23 protein-coding genes are annotated in these 26434 nt (G+C 69.3%); 6 read left to right on the top strand and 17 right to left on the bottom strand.

From position 1 onward, the window contains the following. Positions 1-531: 531 nt before the first annotated feature. Positions 532-2667 carry a TonB-dependent siderophore receptor gene (locus tag ASC98_RS00285; protein ID WP_056802823.1) on the top strand — a complete coding sequence of 712 codons (2136 nt, stop codon included), beginning with the start codon at positions 532-534 and terminating at the stop codon, positions 2665-2667. A gap of 26 nt (positions 2668-2693) precedes the next feature. Here ASC98_RS00285 and ASC98_RS00280 read toward each other — a convergent pair whose 3' ends face one another. From ASC98_RS00280 to ASC98_RS00255, 6 genes are all read right to left on the bottom strand, one after another. Continuing rightward, positions 2694-4985, bottom strand: a complete 2292-nt coding sequence (locus ASC98_RS00280) for a bifunctional diguanylate cyclase/phosphodiesterase (protein ID WP_056802820.1) — start codon at positions 4983-4985, stop codon at positions 2694-2696. Next, positions 4982-6661 carry a GMC family oxidoreductase gene (locus tag ASC98_RS00275; protein WP_056802817.1) on the bottom strand — a complete coding sequence of 560 codons (1680 nt, stop codon included), beginning with the start codon at positions 6659-6661 and terminating at the stop codon, positions 4982-4984. Before ASC98_RS00275 ends, ASC98_RS00280 begins: the two co-directional genes overlap by 4 nt. Positions 6662-6674: 13 nt before the next feature. Continuing rightward, positions 6675-7634 carry a quinone oxidoreductase gene (locus ASC98_RS00270; protein ID WP_056802814.1) on the bottom strand — a complete coding sequence of 320 codons (960 nt, stop codon included), beginning with the start codon at positions 7632-7634 and terminating at the stop codon, positions 6675-6677. 129 nt (positions 7635-7763) lie between these two features. After that, positions 7764-9134: a cell envelope integrity protein CreD gene (gene creD / locus ASC98_RS00265; RefSeq protein ID WP_056802811.1), complete on the bottom strand. Its 1371-nt coding sequence runs from the start codon at positions 9132-9134 to the stop codon at positions 7764-7766. A gap of 88 nt (positions 9135-9222) precedes the next feature. Continuing rightward, complete coding sequence (locus ASC98_RS00260) at positions 9223-9861, bottom strand: MarC family protein (RefSeq protein WP_056802809.1); 639 nt, start codon at positions 9859-9861, stop codon at positions 9223-9225. After that, the gene (locus ASC98_RS00255; protein WP_235581121.1) at positions 9840-10637 is read right to left on the bottom strand and encodes a helical backbone metal receptor; all 798 of its coding nucleotides are present in this window, start codon (positions 10635-10637) and stop codon (positions 9840-9842) included. The genes ASC98_RS00260 and ASC98_RS00255 overlap by 22 nt, the downstream gene beginning before the upstream one ends. Before the next feature lie 198 nt (positions 10638-10835). On the opposite strand from ASC98_RS00255, the gene ASC98_RS00250 reads away from it, so the two are divergent. Next, positions 10836-11324, top strand: a complete 489-nt coding sequence (locus ASC98_RS00250) for an RNA-binding protein (protein ID WP_056802802.1) — start codon at positions 10836-10838, stop codon at positions 11322-11324. Between the two features lie 77 nt (positions 11325-11401). On the opposite strand, the gene ASC98_RS00245 is transcribed toward ASC98_RS00250, so the two are convergent. From ASC98_RS00245 to ASC98_RS00225, 5 genes are all read right to left on the bottom strand, one after another. Next, the gene (locus ASC98_RS00245; RefSeq protein WP_235581120.1) at positions 11402-12265 is read right to left on the bottom strand and encodes a DUF4349 domain-containing protein; all 864 of its coding nucleotides are present in this window, start codon (positions 12263-12265) and stop codon (positions 11402-11404) included. Between the two features lie 104 nt (positions 12266-12369). After that, complete coding sequence (locus ASC98_RS00240; RefSeq protein ID WP_056802795.1) at positions 12370-13146, bottom strand: SDR family oxidoreductase; 777 nt, start codon at positions 13144-13146, stop codon at positions 12370-12372. Then, positions 13143-13829 carry an LPS export ABC transporter periplasmic protein LptC gene (lptC, locus tag ASC98_RS00235; RefSeq protein ID WP_082541768.1) on the bottom strand — a complete coding sequence of 229 codons (687 nt, stop codon included), beginning with the start codon at positions 13827-13829 and terminating at the stop codon, positions 13143-13145. The genes ASC98_RS00240 and lptC overlap by 4 nt, the downstream gene beginning before the upstream one ends. Then, a complete protein-coding gene (locus ASC98_RS00230; RefSeq protein ID WP_056802792.1) occupies positions 13816-14394 on the bottom strand; it encodes an HAD family hydrolase in 579 nt (192 codons plus the stop codon). Before ASC98_RS00230 ends, lptC begins: the two co-directional genes overlap by 14 nt. Further along, a complete protein-coding gene (locus tag ASC98_RS00225) occupies positions 14394-15395 on the bottom strand; it encodes an SIS domain-containing protein (RefSeq protein WP_369820430.1) in 1002 nt (333 codons plus the stop codon). The genes ASC98_RS00230 and ASC98_RS00225 overlap by 1 nt, the downstream gene beginning before the upstream one ends. Positions 15396-15459: 64 nt before the next feature. On the opposite strand from ASC98_RS00225, the gene ASC98_RS00220 reads away from it, so the two are divergent. Both ASC98_RS00220 and ASC98_RS00215 read left to right on the top strand, forming a co-directional pair. Then, positions 15460-17457: a cation:proton antiporter gene (locus ASC98_RS00220; RefSeq protein ID WP_056802789.1), complete on the top strand. Its 1998-nt coding sequence runs from the start codon at positions 15460-15462 to the stop codon at positions 17455-17457. 100 nt (positions 17458-17557) lie between these two features. Beyond that, on the top strand, positions 17558-18121 hold the full coding sequence (locus ASC98_RS00215; protein ID WP_056802786.1) for an adenine phosphoribosyltransferase: 564 nt from the start codon (positions 17558-17560) through the stop codon (positions 18119-18121). A 27-nt stretch (positions 18122-18148) separates the two neighbouring features. On the opposite strand, the gene ASC98_RS00210 is transcribed toward ASC98_RS00215, so the two are convergent. The 6 genes from ASC98_RS00210 to rpmH form a co-directional block, all read right to left on the bottom strand. Beyond that, positions 18149-18616, bottom strand: a complete 468-nt coding sequence (locus tag ASC98_RS00210) for a cyclic nucleotide-binding domain-containing protein (RefSeq protein ID WP_056802784.1) — start codon at positions 18614-18616, stop codon at positions 18149-18151. Positions 18617-18775: 159 nt separating this feature from the next. Continuing rightward, positions 18776-20176: a tRNA uridine-5-carboxymethylaminomethyl(34) synthesis GTPase MnmE gene (mnmE, locus tag ASC98_RS00205; RefSeq protein WP_056802781.1), complete on the bottom strand. Its 1401-nt coding sequence runs from the start codon at positions 20174-20176 to the stop codon at positions 18776-18778. A 294-nt stretch (positions 20177-20470) separates the two neighbouring features. Continuing rightward, positions 20471-22261, bottom strand: coding sequence for a membrane protein insertase YidC (gene yidC, locus ASC98_RS00200; RefSeq protein ID WP_056819525.1), 1791 nt, complete (start codon positions 22259-22261; stop codon positions 20471-20473). After that, positions 22258-22626 (bottom strand): membrane protein insertion efficiency factor YidD, encoded by a 369-nt coding sequence (yidD, locus tag ASC98_RS00195; protein WP_056802776.1) that lies wholly within the window; start codon positions 22624-22626, stop codon positions 22258-22260. Before yidD ends, yidC begins: the two co-directional genes overlap by 4 nt. A gap of 2 nt (positions 22627-22628) precedes the next feature. After that, the gene (locus ASC98_RS00190) at positions 22629-23078 is read right to left on the bottom strand and encodes a ribonuclease P protein component (RefSeq protein ID WP_235581119.1); all 450 of its coding nucleotides are present in this window, start codon (positions 23076-23078) and stop codon (positions 22629-22631) included. Between the two features lie 103 nt (positions 23079-23181). After that, positions 23182-23316 carry a 50S ribosomal protein L34 gene (rpmH, locus tag ASC98_RS00185; RefSeq protein WP_047486751.1) on the bottom strand — a complete coding sequence of 45 codons (135 nt, stop codon included), beginning with the start codon at positions 23314-23316 and terminating at the stop codon, positions 23182-23184. Positions 23317-23599: 283 nt separating this feature from the next. Here rpmH and dnaA point away from each other — a divergent pair, with 283 nt between their 5' ends. Next, a complete protein-coding gene (gene dnaA, locus ASC98_RS00180) occupies positions 23600-25045 on the top strand; it encodes a chromosomal replication initiator protein DnaA (protein WP_056802774.1) in 1446 nt (481 codons plus the stop codon). A gap of 244 nt (positions 25046-25289) precedes the next feature. Further along, positions 25290-26420, top strand: a complete 1131-nt coding sequence (gene dnaN / locus ASC98_RS00175) for a DNA polymerase III subunit beta (protein ID WP_056802771.1) — start codon at positions 25290-25292, stop codon at positions 26418-26420. Positions 26421-26434: the final 14 nt, after the last annotated feature.

Raw genomic sequence — 26434 nt, 5'->3', positions numbered from 1 at the left:
CTGCGGTTTGCGTTGAGGGCATGAGCTCAGGCGGGGCGCGGCTTGCGCATGCATCTCTCAAGATCACAGAGCAGCGCGCATCCGTTCGCCCTGAGCAGGGCCTGAGCCTGTCGAAGGCCCGTCCGTCGAAGGGTCGTGTCCGCAGCGTGCAAGGCCTTCGACAAGCTCAGTCCGACCCTTCGACAGGCTCAGGGCGAGCGGTTTTTTTGCAACCGGCCCATCTCGACTCCTTGTGCTCCGTCAATGTTCTCCGGCCCGCGTCGCGCGAACCCGACACCCCTCGGTTTATCAAACCGACTTGTTGAGAACGATTCCTATTTGCCCGTAAACTCGGCGCATGGGAGCCACGGCCCCGCGCCTCTAGCCGCACGCCGGCGATCGTCCCGCCTCGAGCCTGGGACGGATCTCGCCGGCCGACCCCACCCGCCATCCAACGCAGAACGCGTCCGGCATCGGACCGCGTGGTCCACCCCTGCCTGGAACGAGCCGGCGGCGAAACGCAATTTCACCCTCTATGTTGGAGAAGCAGTAGTGAAGCAACCATTCCTGATGACGGCCTGCGCATTCGCGGCCTGCGTGGCGCTGGGCGGTGCCCGGGCGCAAGACGCACAGACGCAAGACGCCCAGGCCCCACAAGCCAAGGCGCCGGACACCACGCTCGACAAGGTGTCCGTGACCGGCAAGCGCGCCCACCGCGTCTCGAAGGGCGCCACCGGCCTGCCGATGGACGTGAAGGAAACGCCGCAGACCATCAGCACCATCGACCAGGCCGAGATGGCCGATTTCGGCCTGACCGGCAGCAACGAGGCGCTCGGCCTGGCCACCGGCATCAACGTCGAGCAGTACGAAACCAACCGCGCGACCTTCAACGCGCGCGGCTTCGAGATCCAGCTGACGCAGGTCGACGGCCTGGGCATGACCAACTCCTGGGGCACCGTCGTCGGCCGCGAGGACACCTTCCTGTTCGAGCGCATCGAGCTGATCCGCGGTGCCAACGGGCTGCTGACCGGCGTCGGCAACGCATCGGGCACGATCAACTACATCCGCAAGCGCCCGAAGAACGAGGACGGCGGCCTGGCCAGCGTGGCGCTCGGCTCCTACGGCCTGAAGCGCGTGGCGCTCGACTACAACAAGGTGCTGGCCGAAGACGGTTCGTGGGCCGGCCGCTTCGTCGTGGCCCACGAGGACAAGGACTCCTGGATCCGCGACCTGCACAACGAACGCACGTCGCTCTACGGCGTGGTCGACGGCCAGGTCGGCACCGACGGCGTGCTGACGCTGGGCGTCACCGCGGTCGACGCGAAGCAGGATTCGCCGATGTGGGGCTCGCTGACGCTGTTGCGCTCCGACGGCACGCAGGCCGACTTCGACGTCGGCTCGTCGACCTCGCAGAACTGGACCTATTGGAACAACAAGTCGTACAACGCCTTCGTCGAGTACACCCACCACCTGTCCGCCGACTGGGAAGCCAAGGCGACCTACAACTACCGCCACGGCAACGAGTCGACGCGACTGCTGTATGCGTACTCGCTGACCGGCGTGCTGAACCCCGACAACACCGGCCTGGTGGGCTGGCCCTACCGCAGCGAGGGCAGTTCGGACAACCACGTGCTGGACGTCAACCTCCATGGCGAGTTCCCGGCCTTCGGCCGCAAGCACCGCCTGCTGGTCGGCCTGAGCCAGTCGCGCGAGAAGACGGCCGTCGACACCCACGAGGCGCTGACCCACGCCGCCGACCCGCTGCCGGCCTTCCCGTATGGCGGCGATGTGTATGCCGAGCCGGAGTGGGGTCCGCGCCTGCCCAGCACCCGCGGCGAGCAGAAGCTGACCCGGCTGTACGCGGCCTCGCACCTCACGCTGACCGATTCGCTGAAGGGCGTCATCGGCGTGAACGCCGTGCGCCTCGCACGCGAAGGGGCCTCGATCTACGGCACGGTGGCCACCAACACCGACTACCCCGTCACGAAGGAGACCAGTCCCTACGTCGGCCTCACTTACGACTTCACGCCCGGCGTGCTCGGCTACGTGTCGTACTCGGACATCTTCCAGAACCAGGACCAGACCGACCGACAGGGCAAGTACCTGGACCCGATGAAGGGCGTCAACACCGAAGTCGGCGTGAAGGCCGAATGGCTGGACAAGGCGCTGCTGACCACCTTCGCGCTGTTCACCGCGAAGCAGAACGGCCTCGCGACCTATGTCGGCACCATCACCGACCAGAACGACCCGCTCAACGGCCAGAGCTGGTACGAAGGCAAGGACGTGAAGTCCAAGGGCTACGAGATCGAGGCCACCGGCCGCATCGCCCGCGACACGAAGCTGACGCTCGGCTACACGCGCCTGATCCTGACCGGGCCGGACGGCAACGACATCTACGAATGGGTGCCGCGCAACACCGTCAACTTCCGCATCGACACCCGCGTGCTGCCGGCCTTGCGCATCGGAGCCGGCGGACGCTGGCAGTCCGAGGTCCACAAGATCGGCAGCGCGAAGCAGGAGGCCTTCGGGGTCGCCAATGCCTTCGCCGCCTATGAGCTGACCCCGGCCGCGACGCTGCGCTTGAACGTCAACAACCTGTTCGACAAGAAGTACGTCACCGGGCTGGGCTACGGCGCGATCTACGGCGCGCCGCGCAACGTCGCGGTGTCGCTCGACTACAAGCTCTGAACGGCGCCGGATGCGAATCCGGGCTGTCAGTGGGCCGTGACGGACACCCCCGGATTCGCATCCGGGCTGCGCATTTCGCCAAGCCACCTGGCGGCCTCGTCCGGCGACAGCGGCCGCGCGTACAGGTACCCCTGCAGCACGTCGCAGCCGGCGGCGGTCGCGGCGCGCGCATGCTCGCGCGTCTCGACGCCTTCGGCCACCACGTCCAGCCGCAAGGCCGACGCCAGGTCGCAGATCGCCTTGACGACCGCGGTCGCGTCGGGCGCCGGCATCGGGTCGATCAGGCTGCGGTCGATCTTCACGGTGCGCAGCGGCAGGCTGCGCAGCATGTTCAGCGACGAGAAGCCGGTGCCGAAGTCGTCCAGCGCGACCTCGATGCCGTGCGCCCGCATCTGCCGGATCTGCTCGCGCGCCTGCTCCATGTAGGTCACCGCCGCGCTCTCGGTGATCTCCAGCGTCAGCAGCGCCGGCGGCACGTCGAAGTGCCGCAGCGTGCGCAGCACCAGCTCCGGGAAGCCCGGGTCCAGCAGCTGCAGCGGCGACACGTTCACCGCCACCGGCACCGTCTTGCCGAACGCGCCGCGCCATTCCGAGATCTGCTGGCAGGCCTGCGTCAGGATCAGGTTGCCCAGCGGGCCGATCAGCCCGGTGCGCTCGGCCGCCGGGATGAATTCCATCGGGCTGATGCGCCCGAGCCCCGGCCGGTCCCAGCGCACCAGCGCCTCGAAGCCGACCAGCGTCTTGTTCTGCGCATCGACCTTGGGCTGGTAGACCAGGCAGAACTCGTCGTTCTTCATGCCGGCGCGCAGCGCCTGCTCGGCGTCGAGCGACGCACCCGAGCCGCGTTCGAAGCGCTCCTCGGCGAACTGCACCGAGGTGCCGGGCGTGCGCTTGGCCTCGTGCATCGCGGCATTGGCCGCGCGCAGCAGCGCCTCCGGCTCGCGCGCGGTGGCAGGGTAGGTCGCGATGCCCATCGAGACGTCGAGGAAGAACTCGTGCTGCGGCAACGCCAGCGGCTGCATCAGCAGCTGGCGCACCGCCTGCGCGACGCTGTGCGCGGTGCGGTCGTTTTCGCTGCCCGGCGCGAGCAGTGCGAACTCGTCCTCGCCGAGGCGCATCACCTCGGCGCGCCCGGCCAGCGCCAGCTGCAGCGCGGCCGACAGCGAGCGCAGCACCGCATCGCCGATCGACGGGCCGTGCGCCTCGTTGAAGAGCTTGAAGCGGTCGACGTCCATCAGCACCAGCGCGAACGGCGTCGGCAATTCGGCCGCGCACAGGTCGCGCAGCCGCTGCAGCAGCGCGACGCGGTTCGGCAGGCCGGTCAGCTCGTCATGCGTCGCCTGGTACAGCATCGCCTGCGCGGCGTCGTGCTGCGCGGTCTCGTCGGTGACCACCACCTGCTCGGCCGGGCGGCCGTCCCAGTCGATGCGCCAGGCGCTGAAGCGCAGCTGGATCGGCGTGCCGTCGAAGCGGTAGCGCAGCCCCTGCCAGCTGGCCTGCGTCAGCTCGCCGGCGATGATCTTGCGGTGGCGGTCGCGCGCCTGCTCGCGCTCCTCGGGCGGCATCGTCGCCTCGCGCCACAGCGTCAGCACCTCGGTCAGCGAGCCCAGGCCGTAGATCTTCAGCAGCGCCGGGTTGGCGTACAGCAGGTCTTCGCCGCGCACCACCGCAACGCCCTGGTGCGAATGCTCGGTGAGCTGCAGGAAGCGGTCGCGCAGCCGGCCCGACTCCTCGTGCGAGCGGCGCACCGCGGCATGCAGCAGCGCCAGGCCGAGCGTCAGCCGCAGCATCGCGGCCACCGTCGCCTGCACCGTGAGGCCGGCCGCGCCCCAGAACACGAAGATGAACTGGTTGATGCCGAGCAGCATCAGCAGCAGCCCGGCCAACCGCTCCGAGCCGCCCTGGCGCCACAGCCAGACGGTGGCGACCACGCCCGCCGCGACGTGCAGGCTCGCGCTGACCGCCTGCGCCGCCTGCACGTTCAGCGGCACCAGCAGCGCGGCGACCAGCAGCAGCACCGCGCCGAGCGCAAAGCCCTGCACGCGCGTCGGCGCGCGGCCGGCCAGGCGCGCGCTGCCGAGCAGCAGCAGCGACAGGTACAGCGCCGACACCGCGACGATCACGACCGTGCCGAGCGCCGACACGATGCCCTGGTTCTGCGCCTGCATCAGATAGGCGGCGGGGATCATCGCCTGGCTCGCGAAGGCCCAGCCGAGGTCGCGCGAGAACAGCTGCGCCCGGTCGCTGCGCCAGGCGAGCAGCAGCGCCCAGCCGACGATCAGGTTGACGCAGGCGTTGATGGCGAGGGCGAGCGTCACGGGCCGGTCGCTTCCGCGCGGATCCAGTGGGCGGCGCGCTCGGCGATCATCAGCGTCGGCGCATTGGTGTTGCCGCTGGTGATGGCGGGCATCACGCTCGCATCGGCCACGCGCAGCCGCTTGACGCCGTGCACGCGCAGCTGCGCATCGACGACCGCGTCCGGGTCGCTGGCCGGGCCCATCTTCGCGGTGCCGACCGGATGGAAGATGGTGGTGCCGATGTCGCCGGCCAGCCGCGCGAGCTCGTCGTCGCTTTCGAACTGGACGCCGGGCTTGATCTCCTTCGGGTGGTACGGTGCGAGTGCCGGCTGCGCGACGATGCGGCGCGTGACGCGCAGCGATGCCGCCGCGACCCGGCGGTCTTCGTCGGTGCCGAGGTAGTTGGCCCGGATCGACGGCGCGGCGGCGGCATCGGCGCTGCGGATGTCGATGCGCCCGCGGCTGGTCGGGTTCAGGTTGCAGACACTCGCGGTGAACGCGTTGAAGCGGTGCAGCGGCTGGCCGAACGCATCGAGCGACAGCGGCTGCACGTGGTACTGCAGGTTCGCGTGCGGCTGCGACGGGTCGCTGCGGGTGAATGCACCGAGCTGCGACGGCGCCATGCTCATCGGGCCGCTGCGGCGCAGCAGGTATTCGGCGCCGATCATCGCCTTGCCCCACAGCGAGTTCGCCATCGCGTTCAGCGTGCGCACGCCGTCGACCTCGTAGACGGCGCGGATCTGCAGGTGGTCCTGCAGGTTGCCGCCGACGCCGGGCGCGTCGCGCATCACCATCACGCCGTGCTGCTGCAGCAGCGCGCGCGGGCCGATGCCCGACAGCTGCAGCAGCTGCGGCGTGCCGACCGCGCCGGTGCACAGGATCACCTCGCGTGCCGCGCGGGCGCGCACGCGCTCGCCGCCGCCCTGCGGGATCACCTCGACGCCGCTCGCCTGCGGCATGCCGTCCCACGAGCCGTCGCTCGGCCCCGGTTCGATCAGCAGGCGCGCGATCTGCGCGCCGGTCCAGACCTGCAGGTTCGGCCGCCGCAGCACCGGCCGCAGGAAGGCCTTGGCGGCGTTCCAGCGGATGCCGTGGCGCTGGTTGACGTCGAAGTAGCCGACGCCTTCGTTGTCGCCGCGGTTGAAGTCGTTGCTGTGCGGGATGCCGGCCTGCTGCGCGGCCTGCGCGAACGCGTCGAGGATGTCCCAGCGCAGCCGCTGCTTCTCGACGCGCCATTCGCCGCCGGCGCGCTGGCCGCTGCGGTCGAAGCCGGGCGCGGCATGGAATTCGTCGGCCCCCTTGTGGAAGTCTTCGTGCTGCTTGAAGAACGGCAGGCACTCGCGCCAGCTCCAGCCGGGGTTGCCGAGCGCGCCCCAGTGGTCGTAGTCGCGCGCCTGGCCGCGCATGTAGATCATGCCGTTGATGCTGGAGCTGCCGCCCAGCACCTTGCCGCGCGGGTAGCGCAGCGAGCGGCCGTTCAGGCCCGGGTCTTCGTCGGTGTGGTACAGCCAGTCGGTGCGCGGGTTGCCGATGCAGTACAGGTAGCCGACCGGGATGTGGATCCACAGGTAGTCGTCGTTGCCGCCGGCCTCGATCAGCAGCACGCTCTTCGTCGGGTCGGCGCTCAGGCGGTTGGCCAGCAGGCAGCCGGCGGTGCCGGCGCCGCAGACGATGTAGTCGTAGGTGATCTCGCTCATCGCGACGGCCCGTTCAGGGAACCAGCAGGACCTTGCCGGTCGAGGCACGGCTCTCGAGACGGGCATGCGCCTGGGCGCCGTCGGCCAGCGCGAAGCGCGAGTCGACCGGCACGCGCAGCCGGCCGCTGCGCACCCAGCCGAACAGCTCGCCGGCGCGGCTGCGGCGCTCGTCGGCGCTGGTCAGCACGTTCCACAGGTCGCCACCGGTCAGCGATTTCGAGGTGTCCATCAGCATGCGCGGATCGACCGCCGGCGGGTCGCCCCCGGCCATGCCGTAGAACACGACGTGGCCGCCGGTGCGGGCCGCGGCGAAGCTCTGCGCGAGCGTGGACCCGACCGAGTCGTAGACCACGTCCACACCGCCCGGCGCGAAGACCTGCGCGGCGGCGACCCAGTCCTGCGAATAGAGCTCGACCGCATCGGCACCGGCCTCGCGCGCCTGCGCGGCCTTCACCTCGCTGGACGTGAGCCCGAGCACGCGCGCGCCGAGCGCCTTGCACAGCTGCACCAGCAGCCCGCCGACGCCGCCGGCCGCGGCATGCACCAGCACGCGCTCGCCGGGCTTCAGCGCATGGCTGTCGCGCACCAGGTACTGCGCGGTGAGCCCTTGCAGCAGCACGGCCGCCGCGGTGTCGAAGCCGATGTCGTCGGGCAGCGGGATCAGCTTCGCGAGGTCGACCGCCACCAGCTCGGCATTGGCGAACGGCATGTCGGCGAAGCCGACACGGTCGCCGGCCGCGAAGCCGCTGCCGGCCGGTGCGTCGACGATTTCGCCCGCGCCTTCATAGCCGGCGATGTACGGCGGCGATCCGGCGAGGTGATAGGTGCCCTTGCGCCGGTAGACGTCGGCGAAGTTCAGGCCGATCGCGCGCGTGCGCACCAGCGCCTGGGCCGGCCCCGGCATCGGGTCGGGATGCGGGCGATAGCGCAATACATCCGGCGCACCGAAGCTGTCGAAGCTGAGCACATTCATGGTGCGGCATGGTACGACTGCCTGGGTGGCGCGGACGCCGCGCCGCACACCGCGCGGTGCCAAGTTTTCCGGTTTGCGGGCGGCGAGTTGTTGCAAGCCTGTTGCAACTCGCCCGCCGCCCGGCCGGCATCAACGCGGCGCGGTGATGCCGTACCAGTCGAAGCGGCGTGTCGCGACCATCACCGCGGCCAGCACCGCGAACAGCAGCACCGAGCCGATCACGAGCGCCGTCTGCTCCATCTGCAGCAGCGTGTACAGCGCCGCGTACAGACCGGCGATGCCGGCGCCGAACAGCAGCCCTTCGCGCCAGCCACCCAGCACGTGCCGTCCGTAGAAGGCGAGCAGCGCGACGCAGGCGCCGGCGGCGGCAGCGTACGACGCGGCGAACGGGAAGTGCTCCGACAAGCTCAGCAGCAGCAGGAAGAACACGCTGATCGCGCAACCCACCAGCAGGTACTGCACCGGGTGCACGCGGCGGCGCAGCAGCAGCTCGACCATCGCGACCGCGACGAAGGTGAGGCCGATGAAGAGCAGGCCGTACTTGATCGCGCGGTCGCTCAGTGAATAGGGGTTCACCGGGTCGATGAAGGACACGCTGAACGCTTCGGACGGCCGCTTCTCGCGGCTGTCATCGACGACCGCCGCCGCCGATGCGGTCAGCGGCACCTGCGCCGCCGCGGTGTCCTCGCTCGACAGGCCGGTCGCCATGCCGGTCGCGAGCGCCGAGACGTCCCAGGTGGCATCGAAGCCGTTCTTGCGCACGTCGCGCCGCGTCGGCAGGAAGCGCCCGCCGAACGACGGATGCGGCCAGTTCGACGCGAGCTGCACATGGTTCTCGCGGGCCAGCGGCACCCAGCCGAGCTCGCTGGTGCCGGCCAGGTCGAGCGACAGCTTCACGACCGGCGGCACGTCGGCGCGCAGCCAGCCTTCGGGCAGGCGTGCGCGGAAGCCTTGCGGATTCTTCTCGTCCCCGGTGCCCGGCTGCACGGCCAGCAGGTCGCTGCCGACGCGCAGGTCGGCACGCCGGATGCCGCGCGGATCGGCCACTTCGACCTGCAGCGTCGGCGTCTCGCACTGCAGCCGCGCATTCGCATGCCGCAGCGGCGGGCGCACCGGCGCCCAGGTGGCCTCCATCTCGGCATGCAGGCCGTAGGTGTTGACCTTGAAGAGGCCACGGTAGCGCGGCTCCATCGTCGCGGTGGCGATCACGTCGAGCTTCGCCGGCACGCTGGTGACGATGAACTCTCGCTTCTCGGTGACGCTGCGGGCGGCAGGGCCGCTGCCGTACTGCACGTCCCAGGATTCGGTGCAGCGCACGCGCAGCAACGGGCCGGCGAGTGCCTGGCGGCCGGCCTGGCTCTGCTCGACGTTCAGCTCGGCCTCGGCGAGGCGCCGCTGGCGTTCATCGACCAGGTCGCCGATGCGGGCCAGGGCCAGGGACAACAGGACGGCGATCGCGCCGATGGCGGCGGCCTTGACGAGCAGCGGAGGGGGCTTCATGCGGGCTCCAGGAGTTGAAGCCGCGGACTGTGGCCAGCCCGGGTGAAGCCGCCATGAAGCGCAGGTGAAGCCGGTCGATGGGGCCGATTCAGTGGATGCTGCTCGCGAGGATCGGGAACAGCTTCACCAGCCCGTCGGACATGACCTCGACCGCGAGCGCCGCGAGGATCAGCCCCATCAGCCGCGTCATCACGTTGATGCCGGTCTTGCCCAGCACCCGCGCGATGCGGCCGGACGCGCTGAAGGCCAGCCACACGGCGATGCCGATCACCACGCCGTAGCCGACCAGCACCGCGATTTCCCACCAGTGCCGCGTCTTGTCGGCGTAGATCACCATCGTCGAGATGGTGGCCGGGCCGGTCAGCAGCGGAATGGTCAGCGGCACCACCGCGATGCTGTCGCCGGCATCGACCTTGGTGTTGCCCTCGGTGACGTCTTCCTGGCGCGTCTCGGCGGGCTGCGCGTTCAGCATCTGTAGCGCCGAGATCAGCAGCAGCGTGCCGCCGCCGACCTGGAACGATGCCAGCGAGATGCCGAAGAACTCGATGATCTTCAGCCCGGCGATCGCGCTGACGGCGATCACGATGAAGGCGCTGAACGCGGCGACGCGGATCGTGCGCTGGCGCTGTTCGCGGGTGAACCCCCCGGTGAAATGGATGAAGAACGGGATCACGCCGATCGGGTTCACGATGGCGAGCAGGGCGATCAGCGGCTTGTAGATGTCCATGCGGCATTCTGCCGGTCCCTCAGCTGCCGCAGGTAGCGCAGGCCGGGCACGGCCCGCGCGCCGTACCAGCTCAGCAACTCACCGTCGACCCGCTCCACACGCGCCTGCGGGCACAGCGCCTGCGCCTGCGCGGCGTGCCGTTCGTCGAACGCGAACGGCTCCGAGCTCAGCAGCACGCGATCCACCTGCGCGAGCCAGGGCTCGTCGCCGTGCAGCACCGGGTAGCGCGGCGCGCCCAGCGGGCCGCCGTCGCGCGCCGGCTCGGTGTGCCAGCCGATGCGCGCCAGCATGCGCGACAGGTAGGTGTCGCGCGCGACCGTCATCCACGGGTCATGCCAGATCAGGTAGAGCACGCGCTGCGACTGACGTTCGTCATCGCGGGTTTCCCCTAGCTCGTGCTGCAGCGCCTCGCGCAGCGCGCGGGCGCGGTCGCGCACGCCGGGCTCGCCGTCGAACAACGCCGCGACCTGGTCGACCAGCGCGAGGTTGTCCTCGGGACCGCACGGGTGCGTGACGACGACCTGCGCACCCATCTCGTGCAGCGCCGGCACGATGTCGTGCCGGTTCTCATCCACATTGACGAGAACATGGGTGGGCGCGAGGCGCCGCAGCTTGTCGAGGTTCACCGCCTTGGTGCCTCCGACCTTGGGCACGCTGCGCACCACGGCTGCCGGATGGATGCAGAAGCCGGTGCGCGCGACGAGGCGCGGACCGAGGCCGAGTTCGACGACGAGCTCGGTCAGGCTGGGCACGAGACTGGCAATGCGTGGGGTCACGGGACCTTTCTTGCGGCGTACAGACAACACTTTTTGTTTCCCTCGCCTTGCAAGGGGTTTCCACAATTTGCACCGCTTCGCGCAATTACTCGATAATCAAAATTCTGTGTCTGGAAGCAGCGCCTTCACTTGAATGGTTCAGGATGGGTACAAGCTCCACATGGGTTCTCGTGACTTCAGGAAAGAAAGGCGCTCTCCATGGGCAATAAACTCTACGTCGGCAACCTCGCCTACAGCGTTCGCGACGACGATCTCCAACAAGCATTCGCACAATTCGGCACCGTCTCGTCCGCCAAGGTCATGATGGACCGCGACACCGGCCGCTCCAAGGGCTTCGGCTTCGTGGAGATGGGCTCGGATGCCGAAGCTCAATCCGCCATCAACGGCATGAACGGCCAGGCCCTCGACGGCCGTGCGCTGGTCGTCAATGAGGCCCGTCCGCGCGAAGAGCGTCCGGGCGGCTTCGGTGGCGGCGGTGGCCGTTCCGGTGGCGGCGGCTTCGGCGGCGGTGGTGGCGGCTACGGCGGCGGCGGTGGTGGCGGCAGCCGCTCCGGCGGTGGCGGCGGCTACGGCGGTGGTGGCGGTGGCCGCTCCGGCGGTGGCGGCGGCTACGGCGGTGGTGGCGGCGGCCGTTCCGGCGGTGGTGGCGGCTACGGCGGCGGCGGCGGTGGCCGTGGCGGCTACTGATCAGTCCTCCCGACCGATCAAGCTCTGACGAAAAGCGGTGAGTGCCAAAGCGCTCACCGCTTTTTTCATGGCCGCGCTCAGCCGCGCCGGCGGGCCCGGCGGCGCCACAGCGCGCGCACGCCCCAGCCGGCGAACCCCAGCGCGACGACCCACGGCAACAGCCCGACCACCGCGGTGATCAGCACCCCGATGCTCGTCGCCACGACATGGCCGGCACTGCGCAGCGCATCGGTGACCGGCTCCCACATGCCGGCCTCGAGGACCGACGGCTGCGCCCGGAAGCTGATCGACACCTGCACCTTGTCGGTCTCGTTGGCCAGCACCTTGCGCTGCGCGGCCAGGCTGTCGAGCTCGCTCTGCACCTGGACCAGCTCGCGCTCGACCTCGATCAGGTCCTTCAACTTCGCACCCGGCGTCGACATCAGCACCCGCAGGTGGTCGCGAAACGCGGTCTGGTTCTTCAGGCGTGCCTCGGTGTCGAGCACGGTGTCGGTCTTGTCCTCGGCGGTACGGGCGTTCAGGCCGGTGCGGCCGAGGCCGCCGAGGCGCTTCAGGAAGGCGTCGAGCTGCTGCGGCGGCACGCGGGCTTCCAGCGTCGCGGTGGCGGGGCGGCGTTCGTCGTTGCGCTCGAGTTCGGCATTCAGCACCTCGCAGCCGGCGGCGGCGCAGGCTTCGGTCGCCTCGCGCCAGGCGGCCTCGACACCCTCGGCCGAGGTGAAGATCTGCAACGTGTGTCGCACCGCGACATAGCGCCGGGCTTCCGACGCGCCGTCGGCGGCGGCCCGCTCGGCCTGCACCTGCTCGGGGGCGGCACGCCGCTTCGCGAACTCGGCCACGGGTGCCGCGGCGGGTGCTTGCGCCAGCACGGCCGTCTCGGCGGACATCGGCCCGCCACGCCCGCAGGCGGCCAGGGTGCTCACGACGAGGGACAAGGTCAACACGGGTACGAAGCGGCGCATCGGGCGTCTCACATGAAGTTCAGGTGGAGTCTGATACGCGCGACGCCGCCCGACGGGGTGAACCCGCCGCCACGAAACTGCCGCGTTCACTCGCCCTGGCGTTTCTTGCGCGGCCGCCCGGCCAGCGCCAGGTCGTAGAGCCAGTTCGGCAGCGCGCGCAGCAGCTTTGCGACGACACCCATCTGCCACGGGATCACGCGGTAGGTCACGCCGGCCTCGATCGCGCGGAAGGCCCGGTCGGCGAACACCTCGGGCTGCATCAGGAACGGCATGCCGTAGCGGTTCTCGCGTGTCAGCGGCGTGTCGATGTAGCCCGGGCCCAGCGTGACGACCTTGACGGCGTCGGGCCGCAGCTCGCCGCGCAGGCTCTCGCAGTAGGCGATCACCGCCGCCTTGCTGGAGCAATAGGCGCCATGGCCCGGCAGCCCACGGATGCCGGCCACGCTCGCGATGCCGACCAGCGCGCCGCTGCGCCGCGCCCGCATCGCGGCGATGAACGGCTGGAAGGTGGCGGCCATTCCGAGGTTGTTGGTCTCGTAGGTGGCGCGCATCACCGCCAGGTCGTCGAACACCGCGGTGTCGATGCCGACGCTGATGCCGGCGTTCGCGATCACGACGTCGGGCAGCCCCTGCGCCGCGATGCAGGCGCGGCCGACCGCGGTGATCGCGTCGATGTCGCGCACGTCGGCGGCATACACCGCGAAGCGTGCCGCGTCGAGGCGCTGCGCGTCGGCCCACTTGCGGACCTCGTCGGTGCGGCGGGCGACCAGCGCCAGCCGGTAGCCGGCCTGGTGGAAGCGCAGCGCGAGCGCCTGGCCGATGCCGCTGGAGGCGCCGGTGATGAAGACGAGGCGGTCGCTCATTTCGCTTCCCGCGGGCTGAAGACGGCCCGCATGCGTCCGCCGAACTTGATCACCCGGTCGAGGTGGCTGTAGTCCATGCTGTCGGCGCGCAGCTCGGTGCCGCCCTGGGTCACGGTGACCGGCAGGTGCGAGCGGATGCGCTCGGTGTCGATGAAGGCGTGCAGGAACTCGCTGCGGAAATCGATCGGCGGGCCGCCGTCGACGCCGTCGCGGACGATCTCGGCCTGGCCGACCAGCTGCACCTCGGTGGCGTCGCCGTTCGCGATGGCCTGGCGCGCGGTGGCATGCAGCACCCGGCCGTCGGGCCCTACGGCGCGCAGCCGCACGTTGTCGATCTCGACGGTGTCGGTGTCGGGGTAGTGGCGCAGCACGTCGCCTTCGATCTGCGCGCGCAGCTGGCCCTGCGGCGTGAAGCGCTGCAGCGCGAAGTGGCGCATCTCGTAGTCGGGCACGTGGCGCAGCGGCGCGGCGGTGCGCGGGTCGTCGGACAGCGGCGTGTTCTTGACCAGCCACCAGGTGCCCATCGCGAGCACGCCCATCAGCAGCAGCGGCAGGTAGGACGACAGCAGCTCCACGAGCCGCCAGCGCAGCGGCTGCGGCGTGCGCCGGCCGCCCGGCCGCGCCGCGGCCGGTGCCAGCGTGCCGGGCCGGCTGGCGGGGGTCGCCGTGTCAGTTTCCGCCATCGAGCGTGACGAGGTGTCCGCGCAGCAGCGCCGCATAGCGGCCGGTCGCGCTCAGCAGCAGGTCGCAGAACTCGCGCGCAGCGCCGTGTCCGCCGGCCGCCGCGGTGACGTGGTGCGCGATCGCGCGCACCTCGACGTGGCCGTTGGCCGGCGCGCAGGCCAGCGCGGCGCGCGCGAGCAGCGGCAGGTCGGGCCAGTCGTCGCCGATCGCGGCCACGCCGTCCCAGTCGATGCCAAGCGTGCTCAGCAGGTGCGTCGCGGCGGCCAGCTTGTCGTGCACGCCGTACACCGCGTGGGCGATGCCGAGGTCGTTGACGCGGCGGCGCACCGCCGGCGAGTCGCGGCCGGTGATGACGATCGGCGCGATGCCGCCTTGCGCCAGCAGCTTCAGCCCGTGGCCGTCGAGCGTGTTGAACGCCTTGAACTCCTCGCCGCGCTCGCTGATGTAGATACGGCCGTCGGTCAGCACGCCGTCGACGTCGAAGATCGCGGCGCGGATGTCCTGCGCGCGCAGCAGCAGCTCGGGCGCGAAGCCCAGCACCGGGGTGATGTCGTCCAGGGCCATCAGATCACCTTCGCGCGCATGAGGTCGTTGGTATTGATGACGCCGACCAGCCGGTCGTCGGCGTCGACCACCAGCAGCACGGTGATGCGGTGCAGCTCCATCAGGTCGGCCGCATCGACCGCGAGCGCATCGCTGCGCACGCGCCGCGGGCTGCGGTGCATCACGTCGGCCGCGGTCAGCGCGCGCAGGTCGCGGCCCTGCTCGACGAGCCGGCGCAGGTCGCCGTCGGTGAAGATGCCGAGGATCTCGCCGCGCTCGCCGAGCACCGCGGTGGCGCCCAGGCCCTTGCGCGTCATCTCGCGCATGGTGTCGACGAACGGCGTCGACGGCGGCACCTGCGGCACCTCGTCGCCGCTGCGCATCACGTCGCGCACGTGGGTCAGCAGCTTGCGGCCGAGGCTGCCGCCGGGGTGCGAGCGCGCGAAGTCTTCTTCGCGGAAGCCGCGCGCGTCGAGCAGCGCGACCGCCAGCGCATCGCCGACCGCCATCTGCGCGATGGTGCTGGTGGTCGGCGCCAGGTTCAGCGGGCAGGCTTCCTGGTCGACCGCGCTGCTGATGGTGATGTCGGCATGGCTCGCCAGGCTGGAGTCGGGCCGGCCGGTCATCGCGACCAGCGTGACGCCCAGGCGCTTCAGCGCCGGCAGGATCGCCGCGAGCTCGTCGCTCTCGCCGGAGTTCGAGATCGCGAGCACCACGTCGCCGGGCGTGACCATGCCGAGGTCGCCGTGGCTCGCCTCGGCCGGGTGCACGAACAGCGCCGGCGTGCCGGTGGACGCCAGCGTCGCCGCGACCTTGCGGCCGACGTGCCCGCTCTTGCCCATGCCCATCACGACCACGCGGCCGCTGCATTGCAGCATCGCCCGCACCGCCTCGACGAAGCTGTCGCCCTGGCGCGCCTGCAACGCGAGCAGCGCGCGCGCTTCGATGTCGAAGGTTTCGCGCGCCAGCTTCAGCACGCGTTCGGCATCAAAAGAAACGGCGGGAGGGGCGGTCAGGGGCACGGAGGGCGGCTTCGGTCCGATAGGATCCGGCGATTGTAGGCACGCACGTTGCGTTGGCGATTCAATGGCATCCACTCTCGAACTCGTCCTGCTGTATCTCGTCGCCGCGGTCGCCGGCGTGGTGGCATGCCGTTCGTTGAAGTTGCCGCCGATGCTCGGCTATTTGACGGTCGGCGTGCTGATCGGCCCGAATGCCCTGGGTCTGGCCAAGGATTCGGCCGGCATGACCTACCTCGCCGAGTTCGGCGTGGTGTTCCTGATGTTCGTGATCGGGCTCGAATTCAACCTGCCGAAGCTGAACAGCATGCGCCGGCTGGTGTTCGGCCTCGGGCTCAGCCAGGTGGCGATGACGGTGCTGGCCGCGCTGGCCGGCAATGCGCTGCTCGGCTGGGGGCTGGCGCAGCTCGGGCGCAGCTGGGGCCTGTCGTGGCAGAGCGCGTTCGCGCTCGGCGGCGCGCTCGCGATGAGCAGCACCGCGATCGTCGTCAAGCTGATGGCCGAGCGGCTCGAGCTGGAAAGCGAGCACGGCCGCCGCGTGATGGGGGTGCTGCTGTTCCAGGATCTGGCCGTGGTGCCGTTCCTGGTGCTGATTCCGGCGCTCGGCGCGTCGCCCGACGCATTGGCGCCGGCGCTCGCGTGGGCCGGGTTGAAGGCGGTGGCGCTGCTGACCGTGCTGCTGGTCGGCGGCCAGCGCGTGATGCGCTGGTGGCTCACGCTGGTGGCACGCCGCAAGAGCGAGGAGCTGTTCATCCTGAACCTGCTGCTGGTCACGCTGGGCCTGGCCTGGCTGACCGAGCACGCCGGGTTGTCGCTGGCGCTCGGCGCCTTCGTGGCCGGCATGTTGATCGCCGAGACCGAGTACAAGCACCAGGTGGAGACCGACATCCGCCCGTTCCACGACGTGCTGCTCGGGCTCTTCTTCATCACGATCGGCATGAAGCTCGACGTCGAGATCGTGCTGCGCCAATGGCCGCTGGTGCTGGTGATGACGGTGCTGCCGGTGCTGTTCAAGTTCGCGCTGGTGACGCTGCTGGCGCGGCTGTCGGGCGCGGCGCCCGGCGTCGCGCTGCGCACCGGCCTGTACCTCGCGCAGGCGGGCGAGTTCGGCTTCGTGCTGCTGACGCTGGCGACGCAGGAGCACCTGATCCCGGCCCACCTGCAGAGCCCGGTGCTCGCGAGCATGGTGCTCAGCATGCTGGCCACGCCGTTCATCATCATGTACAGCAACCGCATCGTGATGCGGCTGAGTTCGAGCGACTGGCTGATGCAGTCGGTCGCGATGACCAGCATCGCGAAGCGCGCGATCAACACCGAGGCGCACGTGATCATCGCCGGCTACGGCCGCAGCGGCCAGAGCCTGGCGCGCATCCTCGACGGCGAGCACATCCCGTACATGGCGCTCGACCTCGACCCCGACCGCGTGCGCCAGGCCGCCGCCGCCGGGCAGAGCGTGGTGTTCGGCGACGCCGCGCGGCTGCAGAGCCTGATGGCGGCTGGACTGGCGCGCGCAAGCGCGGTCGTCGTCAGCTACCACGACACGCCGTCGGCGATGAAGATCCTGCACCTGGTGCAGGCGCATGCACCGACGGTGCCGGTGATCGTGCGCACGCTCGACGACAGCGACATCGAGCGGCTGCAGGCCGCCGGCGCGACCGAGGTGGTGCCGGAGGCGATCGAGGGCTCGCTGATGCTCGCGAGCCATGCGCTGGCGCTGGTCGGCGTGCCGATGCGGCGCGTGATCCGCGTGGTGCAGGACCAGCGCGATGCGCGCTACGGGCTGCTGCGCGGCTATTTCCATGGCGCCGACGACGACACCGTCGACGAGCTGCAGCAGGCGCGGCTGCTCAGCGTCAGCCTGCCGTCGGCGGCGACGTGGGTCGGCCAGCCGCTGTCGGCATTGGCGCTGCATGCGGTCGGCGTCACGGTGGTGTCGGTGCGCCGCGCGTCGGGCGCGGTGACGAAGCCGCACGAGGCGCTGCTGCTGGCCGGCGGCGACACGCTGGTCCTGTCGGGGCTGCCCGAACCGCTGGCGCTGGCGGAGAGCAAGCTGCTGGGCCGTTGACGCTTCAAGGCGCCGGACAGGCCGGGCGGGTCGACAACGGGTTCACAATGGCGCCCCCGATGGCGCCCCCAACGGCGCCCAGTTACCGACGGCGAATCCCATGACCGCAGACACCCCCCTCCAGGAATCGGCGCGCGACACCATCAAGCGCAGCATCCGCACCGTGCCCGACTGGCCGGAGCCGGGCGTGCAATTCCGCGACATCACGCCGCTGCTGGCCGACCCGCGCACCTTCCGCATCCTGATCGACGAGTTCGTGCACCGCTACTTCGACGTGCGGCCGACCGCGATCGCCGGGCTCGACGCGCGCGGCTTCATCATCGGATCGGTGCTGGCCTACGAGCTCAACGTCGGCTTCATCCCGATCCGCAAGAAGGGCAAGCTGCCGTTCACCACGGTGCAGGAAACCTACGAGCTCGAGTACGGCTCGGCGACGGTCGAGATGCACACCGATGCGGTGAAGCCGGGCGACCGCATCGTGCTGGTCGACGACCTGATCGCCATCGGCGGCACGATGATGGCCGGCATGCGGCTGCTGCAGCGGCTGGGTGCACTGGTGATCGAAGGCGCGGCAATCGTCGACCTGCCGGAGCTGCACGGCTCGCAGCGGCTGCGCGAAGCGGGGCTGCCGCTGTTCACGCTGGTCGACTTCGCGGGCCACTGAACAGCGGGGCCCGGCCGCGAAGCCGGCTCAGGTGACCGGCGTCTGGCGCGTGATGTTGGCGCGCATCCGCAGCGCCATCACCGAACCGGCGGCCCGCACCAGTTCGAGTGCGAGGGCCGGTGTGCGCTGGGCCAGTTCTTCGAGGCGCGGACCGCGCAGCGCCCAGACGATGCACGGCGTCATCGCCTCGACGTTGGCCATGCGCGGGCCGTCGAGGAACAGCGCCGGTTCGCCGACCACCGAGCCGGCGCGCAGGATCGCGATGCGGTTGCTGCCGGGCGGGCCGCCGGTCACGAAGACCTGCAGCGAGCCCTGGCCGAGGAAGTACATGCTGCGGTCGGAGTCGCCCTGCTTGATCAGCAGGTCACCGGCGCGGATGTCGTGGCGCGTGAGGTAGGGGCCGATGACGCGCCACTGGTCGAGCGTCAAACGCGCGCGAAAGGCGTCTTCCGCATTCAACGTTTGAATCGCTTGTGCCAACTGCTGCAGTTCCATCGTGTCCTCTGTGTGGTGTGACGCGAGCTTGCGAGGCAAGTGCGTGAAAGTGACGCGATTATCGGCGTGTGTGACGGGCACCACAACAGCGCACGGCAAAACTTGTGCCCGTCGGTCGCCGTCGCAGGCCCGTTTGTCGGCGCTGTGTGACCAAAAGTGCTACTTGCCGATGCAGAAGCGGCTGAAGATCTCGCCGAGCAGGTCATCCGACGTGAACTCGCCGGTGATCTGCGACAACGCGGTTTGCGCGAGCCGCAGTTCTTCGGCGAGCAGGTCCAGCGCCGGGTCGGGCGAGGTCGCGAGTTCGAGCGCCAGCGCCAGGTGCTCCGCGGTGTGGCGCAGCGCGTCGACATGGCGAGCCCGCGCGATGAACAGCCCGTCGGGCGACGCATGCCAGCCGGCCAGTTGCAGCAGCAGGCGGCGCAGCGCGTCCAGCCCGGCGCCGGTGCGGGCCGACAGCGCGAGGTGGTGGCCATGGTCATCGGGCAGGCCCGGCATGGCGGCGAGGTCGCTCTTGCTGTAGACGTGCACGATGCGTTCGCCATCACGCCGGGACGGTGTCTGCCATTGCGGCAACCTGGCCGCAATCTCGGCCTCCGCCGCGTCGTACGCCGGCTCGCCCCGCCGCGTCAGGTCGTGCAGGAACAGCACCGCGTCGGCTCGCTCGATGGCGTCCCAGCTGCGCGCGATGCCGATGCGCTCGACCTCGTCGCCCGCCTCGCGCAACCCGGCGGTGTCGATCACGTGCACCGGCACACCGTCGATCTGGATCGTCTCGCTGACCTTGTCGCGCGTGGTGCCGGGGACCGGCGTGACGATCGCCAGCTCGGCACCGGCCAGCGCGTTCAGCAGCGAACTCTTGCCGACGTTCGGTTGCCCGGCCAGCACGATCTGCATGCCTTCGCGCAGCAGCGCGCCCTGGCGTGCGCGGCCGAGCACGCCGTCCACGTCGGCCGCGATCGTGCGAAGCCGTCCGAGCGCGTCCGCTTTCTGCAGGAAGTCGATCTCTTCTTCGGGAAAATCCAGCGTCGCCTCGACCAGCATGCGCAGCGAGACCAGCCGGTCGCGCAGCGCATGCACCTCGTCGGAGAACGCACCGCTCAGCGAGCGGCTGGCCGAGCGCGCCGCCGCTTCGGTGCTGGCGTCGATCAGGTCGCTGACGGCCTCGGCCTGCGCCAGGTCGAGCTTGTCGTTCAGGTAGGCCCGCTCGGTGAACTCGCCCGGCTCGGCCAGCCGCAGCCCCATCGCCCGCCCGGCGTCGAGGCAGCGCGCCAGCAGCAGCTGCAGCACGACCGGGCCGCCGTGCGCCTGCAGTTCGAGCACGTCTTCGCCGGTGTAGGAATGCGGCGCCGGAAAGTACAGCGCGAGCCCGCGATCGATCGCCTGGCCCTGCGCATCGGTGAACGGCAGGTAGGTGGCATGACGCGGCACCAAGGGGCGGGCGAACAGCGCCTCGACCAGCGGCTTCAGGTCGCGGCCCGAGGCCCGCACGATGCCGACGGCGCCGCGGCCGGGCGCGGTGGTGATCGCAATGACGGGGTCGTGGTGGCGCGGCAGCATGGCGGCGATTGTCCCGGAAGGCCGGCTGAAACCGTCGGCCCGGAAACGACAAACCCGGGCGACGCTTGCGCGTGGCCCGGGTTGAAGATGGCGCGGGGGGAAGCGCCGGTGCAGCATGCTGCGATCCGAATCATCCTCCCGAGCCGCTGCCGTTCACGGCAGCGGGTCTGCCCCGCATTGAACTGGTGAGAGCGTCGGCAGCTGCCTTCGTTCCATGGCTGCATCGTCGCGCCGGCCGGGTCTGGCGGCAAGCCCCCGCTTGGGGGGCCGCAAGCACGGGGGCGCTGCGGCCCGCTACTTGCCGAGCACGCCCAGCTGCTTGTTGATCAGCCACTGCTGCGCGATCGACAGGATGTTGTTCGTCAACCAGTACAGCACCAGGCCGGCCGGGAAGAAGAAGAACATCACCGAGAACACGAGCGGCATGATCCACATCATCTTGGCCTGCACCGGATCCGGCGGCGTCGGGTTCAGCCAGGTCTGCAGCAGGCTCGACGCCGTCATCAGCAGCGGCAGGATGAAGTACGGGTCCTTGGCCGACAGGTCGGTGATCCAGCCGATCCACGGCGCGTTGCGCATCTCCACCGTCGACAGCAGCACCCAGTACAGCGCGATGAAGAACGGCATCTGCGCAATGATCGGCAGGCAGCCGCCGATCGGGTTGACCTTCTCCTCGCGGTAGATGCGCATCATCTCCTGCTGCATCTGCTGCGGCTTGTCCTTCAGGCGCTCGCGCAGTTCCATCACCTTCGGGTTGATGGCCTTCATCTTGGCCATCGAGCGGTAGGCGCTGGCGTTGAGCCAGTAGAACGCGATCTTCAGCAGCACGACCAGCGCGATGATGGACCAGCCCCAGTTGCCGATCAGCTTGTGCAGCTGCGTCAGGATCCAGAACAGCGGCTCGGCCAGGATCTTGAAGTAGCCGTAGTCCTTCACCAGCTCGAGGCCGGGCGCCAGCGCGGCGAGCTTGTGTTCTTCCTGTGGGCCGACGAAGAGCTGCGCGTCGAAGGTCTTCGTGGCGTTCGGTGCGATGTCGCCCAGCGGCACGGTCATGCCGACCTGGTAGACGTGCGCCGGGCCGCCGGTCACGTCGTTGGTGACGTCGGCCTTGCCGGTGAAGTACTCGCGCGGCTGCTTCGCGCCGTCGGCCTTGTCGATCAGCCAGGCGGACGTGAAGTAGTGCTGCACCATCGCGACCCAGCCGCTGTCGGCCGTCGTGACGTGGTCGGGGGCGTCGTGGGCGCCGCGCTTCTCGATGCTCTTGAAGTCGACCTTCGTGAAGTGCTTGCTTTCCTCGTAGATCGCCGGGCCGGTGAAGGTGGAATAGAAGCTCGAGCCGCCGGTGCCGTCGTTGCCGTCGCGCACCAGCTGCAGGTACAGCCGCGCATTGACCGGCGCGCCCGACGCATTGGTGATCTCGTTGTGCACCGCGATCACGTAGTCGCCGCGCTTGAAGGTGTAGGTCTTCACCAGCTTGACGCCGTTGACCACCGGCGATTCGAAGCGCACCACCAGCTCGTTGCTGCCGTCCTTCAGCGTGCGTTCGCCCGGGACCAGGCTCATCACCGTCAGGTGGTTCGGCAGCCCGCTGCCGCCCGCAGCCGGGATCAGGCCGCTCTGCGCCACGTACAGGCGTTGCGCCGACTCGTCGAGCACGACGACGTTCTTCTTCTGGAACTGCTCGTCATGGCGCGGCGCGAGGCCCACCAGCTCCTGCACCATCTGCCACAGGTCCTTCTGCAGCTGCTCGTGCTGCGTCAGCAGCTCGACGCGCGCCAGCGTGCCGCCCTTGCTGTCGAGCGTCGCCTTCACCAGGTCGGTCTGGATGACGACCCGCTCGGACACCACCGCCGACGCGGCCGGCGCGGCAGGCAGCGCGGCGGTCGCCGTCGTGGTCGGGCCGGTGGCGGCCGTCGGCACGCCCGCCGGCGCGCTGCCCGGACCCGCTGTGGCGACCGGCGCCGTCGTCACCGGCTGCGGCCCGAACAACGACGGTTGACCGTTGTGCCGGCTCCAGGCGTCCCAGATCAGGACGAGCGACATCGAGAACACCACCCACAGCAGGGTGCGGCGCATATCGGTCATGGGAGAGTCTCTTCGCGGGAAAGGGGGGAGGGATTGCGAGACGTCGGATGAGCGGCTGACGTCGGGTCGGACATGGGGCTGGAACGCCCGGCCACAAGCCGGGTGAACAGGCGACCCGGCGCGTCGGGCACCGGGTCGTGGCCGCCATTGCACCACGGGTGGCAACGCGCCAGCCGGTGCAGCGTCAGGTAGCTGCCGCCGATTGCTCCATGCCGCTCCAGGGCCTGCAGCGCATACACCGAGCAGGTCGGCTCGAACCGGCAGGCGCTGCCGAGCCAAGGGCTCAGGAAGAAGCGGTAGCCGCGCACCAGCGTCATCAGCAGGCGTTGCGGCGCGGACTTCAACAACTCGATCCACCGCCCCATCGTCAGGCTCCAGTCCGGGCAGCTTTCGCCATCACCGCCAGCAGTTCGTTGCCGGCCACCGTGCGCAGCGCATCGGATGCCGCGCTCGGAAACAGCTTGCGATCGAACGGGCTGCGCAGCCGGATCACCCACAGCCCGCTCGGCAAGCCGACCTGCGCATGCACGACACGCCGGATCTGACGCTTCAGCAGGTTGCGCGTGACGGCCCGCCTGGCATGCCGTTTCGGCACCACCGCGCCGAGCCAGCAGGCGCCTTCGGGCAAGTCATCCACAGCGGCGCCCTGAAGAGGTGCCTCGCCTGTTGACAACTTGTGGGCAGCGTGTCGGACAGCAGCCACTTTGACGGCAGGCCGGGCGGCCAGGAAATGAACGGCGAAATGCGTGCTGCGGGCCCGGGTGGGCGCCGCGAGCACGCGCTCGAAGTCAACCGATTGAACGATTCGCCCGATCACGGTGCCGCCCTGGACGCCATGCTGGGCGCTGGTGGGGCGTTGGCACCCGACGCTGAAGCGGTAGGTGCCGTCGATGCAGTGACTGCGGCTACTGCAACCGGCCTCAGACGGCCAGGCGCTTGCGGCCCTTGGCGCGACGTGCGTTGATGACCGCACGGCCACCGCGGGTCTTCATGCGCACGAGGAAACCGTGGGTGCGGGCGCGGCGGGTCTTCGAAGCTTGGTAAGTGCGTTTCATGATGATCAGTCCTGCAAAAAGGGGCCCCAAGTCACGCGGTGCTCACGCGCTGCTCACGCGATGTTCACGCGGTGCTCACCTTGATCAACAAGAGTCGTCACAAGAGCCGAGCCTTCGGGAAACCCACTATTACACCAAAAACCTCCAGTCTAGTCAAAGACTTGCACGGCAGCATGCGCCCGCCCGGCGGTTGCATCCCGCTGCACAAGACTGTGGATAACCCCGCCCGGCGGGCCGGTTGCACCGTAGAATCCGGCCGCTCCGAGAAGAACTTTTCCACAACATGAGCGCTGATCTCTGGCAGCGCGGCTGCGAGCGTTTGGCAGCCGAACTGCCCGAACAACAATTCAACACCTGGATCCGCCCGCTGCCCGCTGCCGACGTCACCGACCAAGGCATCTCCGGCGCGGTGGCATCACTGCGTGTGCCCAATCGGTTCAAGCTCGACTGGATCCGCAACCAATACGCCGGCCGCATCGAGGCCGTGCTGAGCGAACTCGCCGGCAAGCCGGTGCGGCTCGACCTGATGCTGGCGCCGCGCGACAACCCGGCGCCGATCGGCAGCTTCCGCAGCGACGGCCCGGTGCCGATCGCCCGCGCGCTCGGGCCGGCGCGGCCAGCCAGTGCCGACGGTGGCGATGTCGCGACGCTGGGCGCGCCCGCAGTGGCCGTGCCGCGCAGCCCGTCCGCCGCGAACGCCGCGCTGCCGCGCCACCGCCTGAACCCGGCGCTGACCTTCGGCTCGCTGGTGGCCGGCCGCGCGAACCAGATGGCCCGCACCGCGGCGCTGCACGTCGCCGGCGCGCCGGGGCAGATGTACAACCCGCTCTTCATCTACGGCGGCGTCGGCCTCGGCAAGACCCACCTGGTGCATGCCGTCGGCAACGCGCTGCTGGCCGACCGCACCGATGCCCGCGTGCTCTACCTGCATGCCGAGCAGTTCATCACCGACGTCGTCAAGAACTACCAGCGCAAGACCTTCGACGAGCTGAAGGCCAAGTACCACTCGCTCGATCTGCTGCTGATCGACGACGTGCAGTTCTTCGCCGGCAAGGAGCGCACGCAGGAGGAGTTCTTCAACGCCTTCGAGGCGTTGCTGGCCAAGCGGGCCCACATCATCATGACCAGCGACACCTACCCGAAGGGGCTGGTGGACATCGACGAGCGGCTGACCTCGCGCTTCGATGCCGGCCTGACGGTCGCGATCGAACCGCCGGAGCTCGAGATGCGCGTCGCGATCCTGATGCGCAAATCGGATGCCGAAGGCACCGCGATGCCGGAGGACGTGGCCTTCTTCGTCGCGAAGAACGTGCGGGCCAACGTGCGCGAGCTCGAAGGGGCGTTGCGCAAGATCCTGGCGTACTCGCGCTTCTCGCACAAGGACATCAACATCCAGCTGGCCCGCGAGGCGCTGAAGGACCTGCTGTCGATCCAGAACCGCCAGGTCGGCGTCGAGAACATCCAGAAGACGGTGGCCGACTTCTACAAGATCAAGGTCGCCGACATGTACAGCAAGAAACGCCCGGCAAGCATCGCGCGGCCGCGCCAGATCGCGATGTACCTGGCCAAGGAAATGACGCAGAAGAGCCTGCCCGAGATCGGCGAGCTGTTCGGCGGGCGCGACCACACGACGGTGCTGCACGCGGTGCGCAAGATCGCCGGCGAGCGCCAGAAGAACACCGAGTTGAACCAGCAGCTGCACGTGCTGGAACAGACGCTGAAAGGCTGAGCGAGGCTGCTGACACCAATGCGTGGGGATGTCAAAGCACAAGCCTGGGGACAACTCTCGAACAACAGCCGAGATGTCCACAGGCCAGGTGGGTCCGGGAAAGTTGTTGTGTGCGAGTCCCGCAGTTCAGGGCCGGCTGCACACAGGGTTTCGAGGTCTGTAAGCGGTTGATGGAAAAGGGGAAAATGGCGTTCTCCACAAGGAACGCGATCCTCTACTAAGACGACTAATTTAAGAGGTTGACATGATTGTCTTGAAGGCAGCGCAAGAAAAAGTGTTGGGAGCCCTGCAGGCCGTCTCCGGCATCGTCGAACGTCGGCACACCTTGCCCATCCTGGCCAACGTGCTGATCCGCAAGACCGGCAGCCAGGTCGAGCTGACCAGCAGCGACCTGGAGATCCAGGTGCGCACCACCGCCGAGTTCGACGGCGATGCGAGCAACTTCGCGACCACCGTCGGTGCGCGCAAGCTGATCGACATCCTCCGCTCGCTGCCCGCCGACCAGACCGTCACGCTGAGCGCGGCGCAGAACAAGCTGACGCTGCAGGGCGGCAAGAGCCGCTTCACGCTGCAGACGCTGCCGGCCGACGATTTCCCGCTGGTCCAGGAAGCGGCCGACTTCGGCCCGGTGTTCAGCGTGCCGCAGAAGACGCTGAAGACGCTGATCAACCAGGTGCACTTCGCGATGGCGGTGCACGACATCCGCTACTACCTCAACGGCATCCTGTTCGTCGCCGAAGGCAAGAGCCTCACGCTGGTCGCGACCGACGGCCACCGGCTGGCGCTCGCTCAGGCCAACCTCGACGTCGAGATCCCGAAGCAGGAAGTCATCCTGCCGCGCAAGACCGTGCTCGAACTGCAGCGGCTGCTGAAAGACGACAAGGACGGCAAGGACGAGAAGGACAACGTCCCGATCGAGATGCGCTTCGCCGGCAACCAGGCCAAGTTCAGCTTCAGCGGCATGGAGTTCGTCACCAAGCTGGTCGAGGGCAAGTTCCCCGACTACAACCGCGTGATCCCGAAGAACCACAAGAACCACGTGACGCTCGGCCGTGCGCCGCTGCTGGCCAGCCTGCAGCGCGCCGCGATCCTGACCAGCGAGAAGTTCAAGGGCGTGCGCGTCAACATCGAGCCCGGCGTGCTGCGCATCGCGTCGAGCAATGCCGAGCAGGAAGAGGCCAAGGAAGAACTCGAGGTCGACTACGACGGCGACGCGATCGAGATCGGCTTCAACGTCACCTACCTGATGGACGCGCTGGCCAACATGAGCGTCGAGATGGTGAAGCTGGAATTGCAGGACACCAACTCCAGCGCGCTGTTCACCGTGCCCGAGCAGGCGGGCTTCAAGTACGTCGTGATGCCGATGCGTATTTGATCCGACGGCCACGA

The sequence above is a fragment of the Rhizobacter sp. Root1238 genome (assembly GCF_001425825.1).
GTDB lineage: Bacteria > Pseudomonadota > Gammaproteobacteria > Burkholderiales > Burkholderiaceae_C > Rhizobacter.
This window is presented reverse-complemented; position numbering and strand designations above follow the sequence as displayed.

Excerpts from the sequence above, each read along its gene's own strand:
- creD (WP_056802811.1), bottom strand. The coding sequence starts at position 9,134 with ATGAAGCCCCCTCCGCTGCTCGTCAAGGCCGCCGCCATCGGCGCGATC.
- lptC (WP_082541768.1), bottom strand. The coding sequence starts at position 13,829 with ATGGCGGAAACTGACACGGCGACCCCCGCCAGCCGGCCCGGCACGCTG.
- ASC98_RS00215 (WP_056802786.1), top strand. The coding sequence starts at position 17,558 with ATGACCGCAGACACCCCCCTCCAGGAATCGGCGCGCGACACCATCAAG.
- dnaN (WP_056802771.1), top strand. The coding sequence starts at position 25,290 with ATGATTGTCTTGAAGGCAGCGCAAGAAAAAGTGTTGGGAGCCCTGCAG.
- yidC (WP_056819525.1), bottom strand. The coding sequence starts at position 22,261 with ATGACCGATATGCGCCGCACCCTGCTGTGGGTGGTGTTCTCGATGTCG.
- rpmH (WP_047486751.1), bottom strand. The coding sequence starts at position 23,316 with ATGAAACGCACTTACCAAGCTTCGAAGACCCGCCGCGCCCGCACCCAC.
- ASC98_RS00220 (WP_056802789.1), top strand. The coding sequence starts at position 15,460 with ATGGCATCCACTCTCGAACTCGTCCTGCTGTATCTCGTCGCCGCGGTC.
- yidD (WP_056802776.1), bottom strand. The coding sequence starts at position 22,626 with ATGGGGCGGTGGATCGAGTTGTTGAAGTCCGCGCCGCAACGCCTGCTG.
- ASC98_RS00260 (WP_056802809.1), bottom strand. The coding sequence starts at position 9,861 with ATGGACATCTACAAGCCGCTGATCGCCCTGCTCGCCATCGTGAACCCG.
- ASC98_RS00210 (WP_056802784.1), bottom strand. The coding sequence starts at position 18,616 with ATGGAACTGCAGCAGTTGGCACAAGCGATTCAAACGTTGAATGCGGAA.
- ASC98_RS00240 (WP_056802795.1), bottom strand. The coding sequence starts at position 13,146 with ATGAGCGACCGCCTCGTCTTCATCACCGGCGCCTCCAGCGGCATCGGC.
- ASC98_RS00230 (WP_056802792.1), bottom strand. The coding sequence starts at position 14,394 with ATGGCCCTGGACGACATCACCCCGGTGCTGGGCTTCGCGCCCGAGCTG.
- dnaA (WP_056802774.1), top strand. The coding sequence starts at position 23,600 with ATGAGCGCTGATCTCTGGCAGCGCGGCTGCGAGCGTTTGGCAGCCGAA.
- ASC98_RS00275 (WP_056802817.1), bottom strand. The coding sequence starts at position 6,661 with ATGAGCGAGATCACCTACGACTACATCGTCTGCGGCGCCGGCACCGCC.
- mnmE (WP_056802781.1), bottom strand. The coding sequence starts at position 20,176 with ATGCTGCCGCGCCACCACGACCCCGTCATTGCGATCACCACCGCGCCC.
- ASC98_RS00270 (WP_056802814.1), bottom strand. The coding sequence starts at position 7,634 with ATGAATGTGCTCAGCTTCGACAGCTTCGGTGCGCCGGATGTATTGCGC.
- ASC98_RS00250 (WP_056802802.1), top strand. The coding sequence starts at position 10,836 with ATGGGCAATAAACTCTACGTCGGCAACCTCGCCTACAGCGTTCGCGAC.